Annotated in this window: 1 protein-coding gene; it reads left to right on the forward strand. The window is 46.0% G+C overall.

Annotation, left to right across the window (positions count from 1 at the left end; translation table 11 throughout):
* Positions 1-272: molybdopterin-dependent oxidoreductase (locus AAEZ02_RS22515; protein WP_351125276.1), on the forward strand; the 272-nt coding region annotated here is incomplete at both ends.

Here is a 272-nt window from a genome sequence, read left to right on the forward strand (position 1 = left end):
CTATTATGTCGCGAATAAATTAGCGAAAGGTTTTATCGGTACCGCCAATGTGGATACCAACTCTCGTTTGTGTATGGCGTCTGCCGTGGTGGGTTACAAACGAGCGTTTGGCTCTGACACCGTGCCTTGTAACTATGAGGATTTAGAACTGTGTGTTTTATTGATCTTGGTTGGATCAAATGCGGCGTGGACGCATCCTATTTTGTATCAACGAATGGCGGCGGCGAAAAAACAGCGCCCTAACATGAAAATTGTGGTGATCGATCCTAGAG

It is taken from the genome of Shewanella sp. T24-MNA-CIBAN-0130, assembly GCF_040310185.1.
GTDB lineage: Bacteria > Pseudomonadota > Gammaproteobacteria > Enterobacterales > Shewanellaceae > Shewanella > Shewanella psychromarinicola.